This is a genomic window from Bacillus salacetis, assembly GCF_049177075.1.
Taxonomy (GTDB): domain Bacteria; phylum Bacillota; class Bacilli; order Bacillales; family Bacillaceae_B; genus Rossellomorea; species Rossellomorea salacetis_A.
Map to the genome: position 1 here is coordinate 2,935,763 of NZ_CP185377.1, position 12,998 is coordinate 2,948,760.

At 44.6% G+C, this 12,998-nt stretch carries 12 protein-coding genes; 3 read left to right on the plus strand and 9 right to left on the minus strand.

Going from position 1 to position 12,998, the window contains the following annotated elements; all coding sequences use genetic code 11:
• Positions 1–2 precede the first annotated feature (2 nt).
• Complete coding sequence (gene rnz, locus ACOJQI_RS15435) at positions 3–920, minus strand: ribonuclease Z (protein ID WP_421379428.1); 918 nt, start codon at positions 918–920, stop codon at positions 3–5.
• Between the two features lie 461 nt (positions 921–1,381).
• On the opposite strand from rnz, the gene zwf reads away from it, so the two are divergent.
• Positions 1,382–2,851 carry a glucose-6-phosphate dehydrogenase gene (gene zwf, locus ACOJQI_RS15440; RefSeq protein ID WP_421385486.1) on the plus strand — a complete coding sequence of 490 codons (1,470 nt, stop codon included), beginning with the start codon at positions 1,382–1,384 and terminating at the stop codon, positions 2,849–2,851.
• 20 nt (positions 2,852–2,871) lie between these two features.
• Positions 2,872–3,492, plus strand: a complete 621-nt coding sequence (locus ACOJQI_RS15445) for a cyclase family protein (protein ID WP_421379430.1) — start codon at positions 2,872–2,874, stop codon at positions 3,490–3,492.
• Positions 3,493–3,569: 77 nt separating this feature from the next.
• Here ACOJQI_RS15445 and ACOJQI_RS15450 read toward each other — a convergent pair whose 3' ends face one another.
• The 7 genes from ACOJQI_RS15450 to mce all read right to left on the minus strand — a co-directional run bounded on the left by ACOJQI_RS15450 (position 3,570) and on the right by mce (position 11,238).
• Entirely contained in the window at positions 3,570–4,355 is a 786-nt protein-coding gene (locus tag ACOJQI_RS15450; protein ID WP_421379432.1) for a 2-phosphosulfolactate phosphatase, read from the minus strand.
• A 207-nt stretch (positions 4,356–4,562) separates the two neighbouring features.
• Positions 4,563–5,975: an NADP-dependent phosphogluconate dehydrogenase gene (gene gndA, locus ACOJQI_RS15455; RefSeq protein ID WP_421379434.1), complete on the minus strand. Its 1,413-nt coding sequence runs from the start codon at positions 5,973–5,975 to the stop codon at positions 4,563–4,565.
• 138 nt (positions 5,976–6,113) lie between these two features.
• A complete protein-coding gene (locus ACOJQI_RS15460) occupies positions 6,114–7,367 on the minus strand; it encodes a DNA polymerase IV (protein WP_421385487.1) in 1,254 nt (417 codons plus the stop codon).
• Between the two features lie 144 nt (positions 7,368–7,511).
• Positions 7,512–7,976 (minus strand): chemotaxis protein CheW, encoded by a 465-nt coding sequence (locus tag ACOJQI_RS15465; protein WP_421379436.1) that lies wholly within the window; start codon positions 7,974–7,976, stop codon positions 7,512–7,514.
• A gap of 98 nt (positions 7,977–8,074) precedes the next feature.
• Positions 8,075–9,196 (minus strand): tripeptidase T, encoded by a 1,122-nt coding sequence (locus tag ACOJQI_RS15470; protein WP_421379438.1) that lies wholly within the window; start codon positions 9,194–9,196, stop codon positions 8,075–8,077.
• Between the two features lie 78 nt (positions 9,197–9,274).
• Positions 9,275–10,822, minus strand: a complete 1,548-nt coding sequence (locus tag ACOJQI_RS15475; RefSeq protein WP_421379440.1) for an acyl-CoA carboxylase subunit beta — start codon at positions 10,820–10,822, stop codon at positions 9,275–9,277.
• A gap of 2 nt (positions 10,823–10,824) precedes the next feature.
• Positions 10,825–11,238, minus strand: coding sequence for a methylmalonyl-CoA epimerase (mce, locus tag ACOJQI_RS15480; protein ID WP_421379443.1), 414 nt, complete (start codon positions 11,236–11,238; stop codon positions 10,825–10,827).
• Between the two features lie 179 nt (positions 11,239–11,417).
• Here mce and prli42 point away from each other — a divergent pair, with 179 nt between their 5' ends.
• Complete coding sequence (gene prli42, locus ACOJQI_RS15485; protein WP_409251283.1) at positions 11,418–11,513, plus strand: stressosome-associated protein Prli42; 96 nt, start codon at positions 11,418–11,420, stop codon at positions 11,511–11,513.
• 979 nt (positions 11,514–12,492) lie between these two features.
• Here the strand turns inward: prli42 and ACOJQI_RS15490 are convergent.
• A complete protein-coding gene (locus ACOJQI_RS15490; RefSeq protein ID WP_421379446.1) occupies positions 12,493–12,996 on the minus strand; it encodes a L,D-transpeptidase in 504 nt (167 codons plus the stop codon).
• Between the last annotated feature and the right edge of the window lie 2 nt (positions 12,997–12,998).

Below are 12,998 nucleotides of genomic sequence, written 5' to 3' on the forward strand. Positions count from 1 at the left end.
CTCTACTTTATGGAAACTTCGAAAAAATCACTGGCTATATGACTGTCAGGAAATGTTTCACGGGCTTCCCTTTCAAGTTCAGGCCATTCCGCTTCTGTAAACCTTGAACTGATATGGGTTAAAAACAATCTCTTGGCATTGGCTGCTGCTGCAGTCTCCGCAGCCTGTTGTGTAGTAGAGTGAAAATAATCATGGGCCATCTTTTCCTGCTCTTTGCTGAAAGTAGCCTCATGAATGAGAGCATCCGCAGATTCAGCAAGTTTCACAGCCTCTGGAGAAGGTCTTGTGTCACCAAGGATGGTGACGATTCTTCCTTTGATCGGGGGGCCCAAAAAATCTTGGCCGTCAACTACCCTTCCGTCATCAAGCGTGACAGTCTCTCCTTCTTTCAGCTTTTTGAAAATCGGTCCCGGCTTTATGCCAAGTTCTTTCAATTTATCAGCTTGGAGAACACCGGGCTTATCCTTCTCGACAATTCTATACCCATAGCAAGGAAGAGCATGATCAAGCATACGGGCTTCCACTGAAAACTGCTCATCTTCAAAAACCATGCCTTCTTCAACTTCTTCTATATGTAAGGGATAGAGAAGGTGTGTCCCGCTGATGGATAAAGACACTTCAATAAACTCCCTGATGCCTGGAGGCCCGTAAACAGTCAACTCTGTTTCTCCACCTTGAAAAGACCGGCTACCCAGAAACCCCGGCAAGCCGAAGATATGGTCTCCATGCAAATGGGTGATAAAAACCTTCTCTATTTTTCTCGGCTTTAAAGATGTATGTAAAATTTGATGCTGTGTCGCTTCTCCGCAGTCAAACAGCCAGACAGCACCACGCTCTTCTAAAAGTTTTAACGCGATTGATGTGACATTCCTTGATTTGGCAGGCACACCGGCACCTGTACCCAGAAAAAGCAGGTCCAATCCCCTCACTCCTCTCCTGACTTATATCCATTCCATCATAGCACAAACGCAAAGTATGGCGTTAGATATTGACTGAGCCGGCCTTTTTAAAATCTCGGTCAAAATGTAATAAGAATGCTATTTAGAGACAATATAATGAAGACACAAACCGCTCCAACAGCATAACTTATTTTTAAAATAGTATGTCACTAAAGAGAATTATTGTGTACTATATAATAGGGCTTATTCAAAAGGGCACAGCAAATGATTTGCTAAATAGATAGTAAGTCTTTAAAATTAAGTACTTGTATGGAGTTCTTTCTTTCAGAAAAAGGGTTCAGCAAACATTATACTATAAGCTTTTTCGTAAAGATGATATCCTTAGCTGGATACATGGATAACAGACTGACGAAACAGCTATTCTATAGGAAAAAAGTGAGGTCTTTACAGTGAAACATAATGATACACCATCAACTTTACTAATGATTTTTGGTGCAACTGGGGATTTGGCCAAAAGAAAGCTTTTTCCTTCACTCTATCATCTCTTCAGAAAAGGAAAAATCGCTAAGAATTTTGCCGTTATAGGGGTTGCCCGACGTGAGCTTACAAATGAAGAATTCCAGGCGCATGTTAAAGATTCAGTCCTGACATCAATCGGTGGAGAGGAGAATATCGAAGAGTTTGTCTCTCATTTCTACTATAAGTCCAACGATGTTTCAGACAGTGATTCATACATAGAGTTAAACCAATTAGCGGCTCAATTGGACGAGCAATATGAGCTTCAAGGCAACAGGATCTTCTATCTTGCCATGGCTCCGGAATTCTTCGGGACGATCACCGATCACTTAAAACAAGACGGCCTGACAGATACCGAAGGATTTAAGCGCCTTGTGATTGAAAAACCATTTGGCCATGACCTGGAATCTGCAGAAATTTTAAACAATCAGATCCGTTCTTCTTTCTCTGAAGAAGAAATCTATCGTATCGACCATTACCTTGGAAAAACCATGGTGCAGAACATCGAGGTCATCCGTTTTGCGAATGCCCTGTTTGAGCCTTTATGGAACAACCGTTACATTTCCAACATCCAGGTGACTTCCAGTGAAGAACTTGGCGTAGAGGACCGCGGCCGCTATTATGAAAAGAGCGGGGCCTTAAGGGATATGGTCCAAAACCACATGATGCAGATGGTCGCCCTCCTTGCCATGGAACCGCCGATCAAACTGACGACGGATGAAATCAGAAGCGAGAAGGTCAAGGTCTTGCGGGCCCTTCGCCCCATGAAACAGGAAGAGGTTAAAGATTACTTCGTGCGTGGACAATATGATGCCGGAACCATCGGCGGCACAGAAGTTCCTGGTTACCGGGAAGGCAGCAATGTCGATCCTGCCTCGAATACGGAAACCTTTGTAGCAGGAAAACTGATGATCGATAATTTCCGCTGGGCCGGAACTCCATTCTATATCCGTACAGGAAAACGAATGAAGGCTAAGTCCACAAAGATCGTCATCCAGTTCAAAGATATCCCGATGAACCTTTATTATAATACAGACAAACAGCTGTCACCGAACCTGCTGGTTATCCATATCCAGCCGGAAGAAGGAATTACCCTTCATCTCAATGCGAAGAAGACAGGGCAAAACATTGAAACAACGCCTGTGAAACTTAACTTTGTCAATAACGGCGTCGACGGGATGAATACACCCGAAGCCTATGAAAAACTTCTGCATGACTGCATGCGGGGAGATGCCACGAACTTCACACACTGGGATGAAGTGAAACTTTCCTGGGCATTTACGGATACAATCTCGAATGTATGGGAAAACACAACCGAAGAGGAATTCCCTAATTACAATGCCGGAACGATGGGGCCGCTGGCAGCGGATAAACTCGTTGCACAAGACGGATTCTTCTGGTGGCCATTCTCTGAGCTTGAAGTGGATGAATGTTAATTTAGAAAGGATGTTTTATCTTGAAAATCTACGATATTACTGCACCAATCTTTAACGGTATGCCGGTCTATAAGAACAAGCCGGAAAAACAGCCGGAAATCAACACAAACACAAACGGCCATGTGACAGAATCCAGAATCTCCATGGATGTTCATACAGGAACACATGTGGACGCACCCCTTCACATGATCAATGATGGCGAAACAATCGAAACGATTGATATCCAGCAGCTGGTACGCCCTGTAAAAGTACTCGACCTGACATCAGTAGAAGAGAAAATCACAAAGAAGGATATCGAAAACCATGACATCCAGGAAAATGATTTCCTTCTTTTCAAAACAAAGAATTCCTGGGATACCGAGTTTAACTTTGACTTCATTTATGTAGCAGAAGATGCTGCGGAATATCTGAAAGAGAAAAAGATTGCCGGGACAGGGATCGACTCCCTTGGCATTGAAAGAGCCCAGGAAGGACATCCGACCCACAGAGCATTGATGGGAAGCGGCATCATCATCATGGAAGGCCTGCAATTGAAAGATATTGAAGAAGGCTCATATTTCATGGTGGCTGCACCGTTAAAGATTCAAGGAACTGATGCATCGCCTGCACGCGTGATCCTGATGGATGAATTGATTGGATAAATATAGAGCGGTGAAGGCAAAAAGACTCGTCAATTGGTGACGAGTCTTTTTTATGCATATGATTATTTCTCTTCGGATTATACAAACTTCCCGCCTGGCTGCAGCATTTCTTCAGAGAAAGGCACAAAGTGATCACCAAGCAAACTTGGAACGACTTGGAGGGCATTTAATCTGCTGCAATGTTTAACATCGTTCCCGAATCCGCGCTCGCGTAACTCCCTGCCGCTTCCACACTCCCATATTAAATCACTTATTTTAGAGCGGGAACTGTTGAATGCATTTTCGCACACCAGAGCTTCCGGCGATTTGCTGCCCTTCAAACAAGAAAGAATGGCACCGGCACCAAGGTAATCTTCGACTGATGGCCGCAGAGTGTCATCATGGCCTTTAACATCAGACCACTGTTCGCCGCAGGGCACGATGGTGATACTGCAATTTACTTTCTTTCTTATTTTATTTGCTGCAGCGGCAGCCGCTGATGCATTGAGTAATGAGCCGGCGAGCAATGCCGGGACTCCTGATGCTATCCAGGTACAATAAGCACCATTCAACGAAGCCAGGACATACTTTTTCCCACCCTGCCCCTCATTGAAAGATACTGGTGATAAAGTTGGTTTTCCCTTCCTGGCAGCTTCCGCTCTTCCCAATATATACTCTGCTTCAACTAATCTTGCATATTCTATTCCATCTAAATCCGGCGGATAAGGATATATCAGCGCTCCATGATGCAGCGCTGATACAACAGCAGATGAAAAGCTGAGGACGTCTACAATGATCAAGATGTCACCTCGTTCAGCAGCTTCCCTGGCGCCGCGCCTCCCCCATTCCAACCGGCAATCATAAGGAGTTTGATCAAATAACATAACATCACCCTTTTCTTTTATTGGGACCCATGCATTGATTTTAGAGAAAAAAATAAAAATATTGTAGACTTAAAATTCTAAAAGTTTTATAATTAACCTTGAAGACTGTCCACAAAAACCTCTCCTGTTTCAGGAGAGGTTTTTGTGTTTTAATTTTTAATGTAAAAAAAACACTCTTCAGCATTACGCTGAAGAGTGTTTTCTGCATTATTTAGACATCCACTCAGTGTGAAAGATTCCTTCTTTATCTGTACGTTCATACGTATGGGCACCAAAGTAATCACGCTGCGCCTGGATAAGGTTTGCAGGAAGTGTTTCTGTACGGTAGCTGTCATAGTATGAAAGCGCTGCTGAGAAGCCTGGTACAGGGACCCCATTTTGCACTGCCGTGGAAATAACATCACGGAGTGCATACTGGTAGCTTTCAACGATTTCCTTGAAGTAATCATCAAGAAGCAGGTTGGACAGATTGGGTTCTCTGTCATAAGCATCTTTGATTTTTTGAAGGAATTGAGCACGGATGATACATCCGCCGCGGAAAATCATGGCGATTTCACCATAGCTTAAATCCCATCCGTATTCCTCGGATGCTGCACGCATTTGTGCAAAACCTTGCGCATAGGAACAGATTTTGCTCATGTAAAGTGCTTTTCGGATGGATTCCACCAATGCTTTTTTGTCGCCTTCAAATGGTTTGGTTTCCGGTCCTGATAGGATCTTGCTTGCCTTTACACGTTCATCCTTGATGCTGGAGATGAAACGGGCAAAAACGGATTCCGTGATGATCGGAAGGGATACTCCGAGGTCAAGCGCACTTTGGCTTGTCCACTTCCCTGTTCCTTTTTGTCCCGCTTTATCCAGGATCACATCGACCATCGGCTTGCCTGTTTCTTCATCCTTTTTCGTGAAGATATCAGCCGTGATTTCAATCAAGTAACTGTCCAGCTCTCCTTTATTCCACTCTGCAAATGTTTCATGCAGTTCTTCAGCACTTAGTCCCACTACATGCTTCAGAAGAAAGTAAGATTCTGCAATCAACTGCATGTCACCATATTCGATACCATTGTGCACCATTTTAACATAGTGGCCGGCGCCATCTGGACCGATATAAGTCGTACAAGCTTCGCCATTCACTTTTGCAGCGATATCTTTGAAGATCGGGGCCACAAGCTCATAAGCTTCTTTCTGGCCGCCAGGCATGATGGATGGACCGGTAAGGGCACCCTCTTCACCGCCTGAAACACCCGTACCGATAAAGTGGATGCCGGATTCGCTGAGCTCATGATTTCTTCTGCGGGTATCTTCGAAGAAAGTATTGCCTCCGTCAATCAGGATATCACCTTTATCCAGATGAGGTTTAAGCTGTTCAATTGTAGCGTCTGTAGGACCTCCCGCTTTAACCATAAGGAGGATTTTTCTCGGAGTCTCAAGAGACTGCACGAATTCTTCAATGCTATATGTACCAACTACATTTTTACCTTTTGATTCTTGAAGCATTTCATCCGTTTTTTCACGTGAACGATTATAAACAGACACCGAATATCCTCTGCTCTCGATATTCCATGCCAGGTTTTTACCCATTACAGCAAGGCCGATCACACCGATTTGTTGTTTCGACATGTTCAAACGTCCTTTCGTTTTGTATTTAGTTAAGTAAACAATCCTTATAAATTTAACAAAGTTTTTGTTTGAAGTGCAAACAATACACCTTATCATTATTGTGACATTGTCACGGTTAAAATAACCAGGAAAAATACTCTATTTATCATCCCGTAAGAAATCTTTATTGAAACTTGTATCATTATGGGGATCGCGTTTTTCTTTTTTCGACGTGATACCTTTTTGGATCATCTTTTTCCCGAATTTGTCTTGAAGTTTTTCGATTGTCGCATACAGCGGTTCTTTCTTGGCATGTTCTTCGTATGAGAAGATATCAAGCTGCAATGCCGCATCATTCCGTTCTATAAGATCCTGCCCGGTCACTCCCAGGAGCCGGATTGAATTACCATTCCAGTGTTCCAGGAACAGCGCCTTGGCAGCGGCAAAAATATCTTCCTGTGAACCTACGGGATTTTTTAATTTCCTGCTTCTTGTAATGGTTTTACGATCCTTGAACCTCATCGTGAGCATAACTGTAGAAGACAGGATATCTTTTGACTTCATTCTGGATGCAACTTTGGCCGAAAGCTGATTCAAAGTATTCAGCAGTTCTTTTTGGTTGGCCGTGTCCCTTGGAAGCGTTGTAGAGTTTCCAACACTTTTGAAATCGTACACAGAATCAGGATCAACCGGTCTGTCATCTTTCCCATTTGCCCTTGCTTTCAACCTCAGTCCATTGATACCCAGTTGTGATTTCAGGAGAATTTCATTCGCTTTTGCAAGCTCGCCTATTGTATGGATATCCAAGGAATATAGCTTTTGTGCAGTCTTCTCCCCGATTCCATGCATTTCTTTTACATCAAGCGGCCATATTATCCCTGGCAGATCCCTCTTGCGCAAGACAGTGATTCCCATCGGCTTTTTCATATCAGATGCTGTCTTAGCCAGAAACTTGTTGGGGGCCACCCCAATGCTTGAAGGCAGATCAAGCTGCGAAAGGATCTGATTCTGGATCGATTCCGCGATAAATAGCGGGCTCCCCAATGTATAACTGTCCGTAATGTCAACATACCCTTCATCAATGGAAACCGGTTCAACCAATTGAGAGTACTGCCTTAGGATTTCAAACATGCCTTGAGAAGCGGCCCGGTAACGATCAAAATTCGGCCGCATGATGATCAGCTGGGGACAAAGCTTCTTGGCTTCCCATAAAGGCATGGTGGTCTTGACCCCGAAACTCCTTGCTTCATAACTGCACGTAACAATGATCCCGCGCCTTTCATCAGGATTCCCCGCGATAGCCAGGGGTTTCCCCTTAAGCTCAGGAGCGTATGCAGCTTCAACAGAAGCATAAAAACTGTTCATATCGACATGTAGAATGACCCGTCCATTTTTGGGGTAATGAGGATGCATGATAAACCCGCCCTTTTTTCCGAATACTCTTTGGGAGGAGTTCATTGCCCCCTTCCCTTTCTCTTAGTTTACTACAACATGTTTTTGAGCACACATGTTCGGCAACTAAAAAAGCATGTCTGTTGACGACATGCATTTTTCAGCTTATTGATGGGCCTTCATATAATCTTGGATTTCCCTGATGCCATCAAGACTTTCCACCAGAACATCAGGATCGATCATGGTAATGAGCCTGTCTTCAAGATTGATGACACCAGAAAAATATTTTGTGCGCGAATAAGCCATCAAGCCCACTTGTGTAAGCGCACCCTCAGGGATGTCCAGTATTTCTTTTGCTTCATGAACCACAATGCCCAGCGATAGAACTTCTGACTTTAAAACAATCAGTTTTTTATTTCCTGGTGCTTCTTGCCTGCCATAGAGGATGTTTGCAAAATCAATGACCGGGACCAGTTCTCCCCTGACTTTTGTAATCCCCAATACATACTCGGGCAGCTGGGGAATGGAGGTAATATTTTCAGGCTTCTCAATTGAAATCACATGTCCTACCGGTATGGCATATTCTTCTTTACCCGAATGAAAGATGACAGCTTTATTGTTTATATCCATAGTAACGCTCCTTCAATATGTATAAGTCTAATCTACCATATAATTCAAAACAAAAAAACAGACTCCGCGTTTAAAAACGGAGCCCGTTCAAATAATATTTACTCGCCTGCAACCTCTTGAACAATGGCAACCACCATTTCAGCCAGTTTGGAAAGCTCTTCAACAGACATTCTTTCATTTTTCGTGTGGATTTCTTCATAACCTACAGCAAGGTTTACCGTTGGCACTCCGAAACCGGCAATGACATTGGCATCGCTTCCCCCGCCGCTTGTCAGCAATTCAGTTGGACGGCCGATTTTTTGGGCTGCCTTACGGGCAACCTCGACAACGTGGTCGCCTTCTCCGAATTTGAAGCCAGGGTACATAACGATCACTTCAACTTCTGCACTTCCGCCCATTTCACTTGCAGCAGATTCGAACGCTTCCTTCATTTTCGCAACCTGTGCTTCCATTTTTTCTGGAACTAGTGAACGTGCTTCAGCAAGGATATCCACTCTGTCGCAAACAATGTTTGTTGCTCCGCCTCCTTCAAAACGCCCGATGTTGGCCGTCGTTTCTTCATCGATTCTTCCAAGAGGCATTCTTGAAATCGCCTTGGAAGCCATCGTGATGGCAGAAGCTCCTTTTTCAGGTGCAACACCGGCATGAGCTGTTTTTCCATTAATAATCGCTTTTACTTTTGCCTGCGTCGGTGCAGCAACAATGATGTTACCGACTTTACCGTCACTATCCAAGGCAAAACCGTATTTCGCTTTCACTAGAGATGAATCAAGAGCCTTCGCACCGACAAGTCCGGATTCTTCGCCGACTGTGATGATGAATTGGATGGTGCCGTGTGGAATATCCTGTTCTTTCAGTACACGAACAGCTTCCAGCATCGCTGCAAGTCCGGCTTTATCGTCGGCCCCCAAAATTGTTGTACTGTCAGAATATACATATCCATCCTTCACAGAAGGCTTGACGCCTACAGCAGGAACAACTGTGTCCATATGGGAAGTGAAGTAGATCGTATCAGTACCTTCTTTAGTGCCTTGAAGAGTACAAACCAGGTTTCCTGCACCATGGCCTGTCTGCTCCATAGTGTCATCTTCAAAAACCTCGACTCCAAGGTATTCAAATTTCTTTGTAAGGACTTTGGCAATTTCCGCTTCATATTTTGTTTCGGAATCAATCTGTACCAATTCTAAGAATTCATTCAGTAAACGTTCATGATTAATCATACTTTTACCTCCAGTTATGTAGTCACTAGAATAGTATATCTCTTCTGGTGAAGGTCTACAAATGATTACAACCTGCTGTTACAGCGGAATATTGCCGTGCTTCTTCTTCGGGCGGTCCTCTTTTTTGTTTCTCATCATTTCAAGTCCCTGAATCAATTTGATTCTCGTTTCACGGGGATCGATGACATCATCCACCATCCCTCTTGCAGCAGCGACATAAGGATTGGCAAACTTCTCGCGATACTCTTCAATTTTCTGCTCCCGGACTGCTTCCGGGTTTTCGCTGTTTTGAATTTCCCTTGCAAAGATGATATTTGCAGCACCCTGCGGCCCCATTACCGCAATCTCCGCATTCGGCCATGAATAAACAAGGTCCGCACCGATCGATTTACTGTTCAAGGCAACATAGGCACCGCCATATGCTTTACGAAGTATCACCGTCATTTTTGGAACAGTAGCTTCGGAATAGGCATAAAGAATCTTCGCACCATGACGGATAATCCCGCCATGTTCCTGTTTAATGCCCGGGAAGAAACCTGTCACATCTTCAAACGTGATAAGCGGAATGTTAAAACTGTCACAGAAACGGATGAATCGGGAAGCTTTATCAGAAGAGTCGATATCGAGTCCTCCCGCCATCACTTTCGGCTGGTTGCATACAAGGCCGACGACTTCACCTTTAATACGGGCAAGTCCAACAACAATGTTCTTGGCGAACTCTTTTTGAACTTCCATGAAAGAGCCCTCATCCACCACCTGTTCAACGACCTTCCTCACGTCGTAAGGGCGGATTGCATCAAATGGAATCAAGTCCGTCAAATCCGGACGGTAGTCATCTTCCTCATCAGCTTTCAGCATTGGAGGCTTTTCTTCATTGTTCTGCGGCAGGTAAGACAGCAATTCCCTCACTGAATGAAGAACTTCTTCTTCTGTCTCTCCCCTGAAATGGGCATTGCCGCTGATCGTATTATGTACTTTCGATCCGCCAAGGTCCTCTGAGCTGATTTTTTCACCAGTAACCGTTTCAATGACCTTTGGCCCTGTGATGAACATCTGGCTTGTTTTGTCCACCATGAAAACGAAATCGGTGATGGCCGGAGAGTACACAGCGCCTCCTGCACAAGGCCCCATGATCACTGAAATCTGAGGAATCACCCCTGAATAAATCGAGTTGCGGTAGAAAATATGGCCATATCCATCAAGTGACACGACTCCCTCTTGGATCCGGGCACCGCCGGAATCATTCAAGCCGATAAACGGCGCGCCATTCTTCACAGCCAGATCCATGACATGAGCAATTTTCTTCGCATGCATTTCACCAAGGGCGCCTCCGAAAACAGTGAAGTCCTGAGAGAACAAATAAATTGGCCTTCCATTTACCTTTCCGTATCCCGTGACAACGCCGTCCCCCGGTCCCTTGACTTCATCAAGTCCGAAATCTGTACTTCTATGTTCGATAAATGGATTAAGCTCCACGAATGAACCTTCATCAACCAGAATGTCGATTCGTTCCCTCGCTGTGAGCTTCCCTTTTTCATGCTGTTTGTCAATACGCTTATCTCCACCACCCAGCTCGACTTCCCTGCGGCGGTCGTATAATTCATTTATTTTTTCATAGATATCCATGCTTACTCCCCCTTGATGTTGGTCTTGTCACAAAGCTCATATAATACGCCATGAGCAGATTTCGGATGCATGAACGCAACTTGCGCGCCTCCTGCACCAGGCTTAGGCTGCTCATTGATCATGTTGACACCATTGTCCTTCAGCTCATCAATTCTTTCCTGGATACCGCTCACACCAAATGCAACGTGATGGATGCCCTCCCCCTTTTTGGCAAGGAAGGATGCAATTGGACTCGTTTCATCCAGCGGCTCCAACAACTCCAGTTTAATATTTCCCCCATCTATAAAGGCTACCTTAACCTTTTGAGATTCCACCTCTTCAATCTGAAGAAGGGAAAGTCCGAGTGTTTCAGTGTAAAAAGGCAATACCTCCTGCACTGACTTTACCGCTATCCCGATATGATCGACTTTTTTCAAAGATATCTCCCCTTTATAAAGAAGCTTAACATGTACTATATTCGATAAAATAATGCATTTTCCTGCAAAAAAGCCAAATTTCCGAAAGCGATTTCAAGACAGTAAGGGGTTGTCATACTGGGCAAGTGAAGATAAAATAAGGGGGATACCTTTATTTTTTCTCTACGGGAGTTGAAAAGATGAGAAATAAAAAACTTCAAAAAACAGTTGTCTATGTAATGTTATTTGCTATGATCACGTCTACTATCATGATGGGACTTTCCATGTTCTTATAAAAATGAGTTGTTAAAAAGAGGTCCATTCCCTTCGGGAGTGGACCTCTTTTTATATTAAGGGATTGACTTGGTTAAGGATGGGTTTGAAATTCAAGACGTTTTTGGACTGCTTTCTTCTTCTTTATGACCTTGAAACCTGCTCTCAAGACGCTTCTACACTTTCTTCTGCTCCTTCATGTCCTTGAACACTGCCCTCAAGACGCTTCTACACTTTCTTCTGCTCCTTCATGTCCTTGAACACTGCCCTCAAGACGCTTCTACACTTTCTTCTACTCCATGATGTCCTTGAACACTGCCCTCAAGACACTTCTACACTTTCTTCTGCTCCTTCATGTCCTTGAACACTGCCCTCAAGACACTTCTACACTTTCTTCTGCTCCTTCATGTCCTTGAACACTGCCCTCAAGACACTTCTACACTTTCTTCTGCTCCTTCATGTCCTTGAACACTGCCCTCAAGACACTTCTACACTTTCTTCTGCTCCTTCATGTCCTTGAACACTGCCCTCAAGACACTTCTGGACTGCTTTCTTCTTCTTAGAGTCCTTGAAACCTGCTCTCTAGCCGAGCGGATTTCCTCTTCTTCCTTCTCCGTTCGGGTCTCTAGAACCCTCCTAGATGCCCTTTTACCCTTCTTCCTTCTCCATCCGGGTCTCTAGAATCCTCCTAGACGCCTTTTTGCTCTTCTTCCTTCTCTGTTCGGGTCTCTAGAACCCTCCTAGATGCCCTTTTCCTCTTCTTCCTTCTCCATTCGGGTGTCAAGAACCCTCCTAGATGCCCTTTTCCTCTTCTTCCTTCTCCGTTCGGGTGTCAAGAACCCTCCAAGATGCCCTTTTCCTCTTCTTCCTTCTCCATCCGGGTCTCTAGAACCCTCCTAAATGCCCTTTTCCTCTTCTACCTTCTCCGTCCGGGTCTCTAGAACCCTCCTAGATGCCTTTTGGCTCTTCAATCTTAGTGTAAAGTTCCATAAAGCAAAAACCCTACCGCATCGCCCCATATTCCTTTGCCAGCTCCTCAAACGACTGCCCGCTCTTCACAATCAACAGCCTTGTTCCCTGGGGAACCCTATCAAAGAGAGCCTCCACTTCGGGGTTCTGCATTCTGATACAGCCATTGGAAATATATTGACCAATACTGGAAGGATTGTTAGTGCCATGGATGCCGTAAATCCTTCCGTCAGTCCCTTCGGCATCAAAGCCCATCCACCTTGTGCCCAGCGGGTTCTTCGGGTCGCCCCCTGGTATGTCAGATTTTCGGTAATAAGGGTCTCTTGCTTTCACAATGATGGTAAACAAACCCTGCGGTGTTAATTCATCCGTTCTTCCTGTTGCCACACTGTACTGCTGCCGGACCTCCTCGTCCTGTATATAGGCAAGTGTATTGGTTTGTTTGTTGACGATCAGAAAAGGGTCCCCCGGTAAAGGATTCTTGCCAAGCGGCCATATCGGGGAAACGATCAGAAAAATGGAAAGAAGCAAACGCATTT